Annotated in this window: 2 tRNA genes; both read right to left on the bottom strand. The window is 48.7% G+C overall.

What is annotated here, in order from left to right:
- Positions 1–48: 48 nt before the first annotated feature.
- Positions 49–121 (bottom strand) — tRNA-Ala (locus tag ACNDLV_RS08255).
- Between the two features lie 36 nt (positions 122–157).
- Positions 158–231, bottom strand: a tRNA-Ile gene (locus ACNDLV_RS08250).
- Positions 232–279 lie beyond the last annotated feature (48 nt).

The raw sequence follows: 279 nt of genomic DNA, 5'->3' as shown, positions 1-279 counted from the left end.
TATTCAGTTTTCAACGTGCATTTCTCATGGATACCTTTCGGTACCCGATGGAGGCTAACGGGATCGAACCGATGACCTCCTGCGTGCAAAGCAGGCGCTCTCCCATCTGAGCTAAGCCCCCAATTATTCGTCTTTTCCCTTGAAGCCTTCGCTTCAATGGGCCTAAATGGACTTGAACCATCGACCTCACGCTTATCAGGCGTGCGCTCTAACCAGCTGAGCTATAGGCCCGACTTTTTGCTTGGTTTTATTCAAGTTCTTGAGAGTTACTACTCTCAA

Source organism: Lactobacillus fornicalis (assembly GCF_055362665.1).
This window is presented reverse-complemented; position numbering and strand designations above follow the sequence as displayed.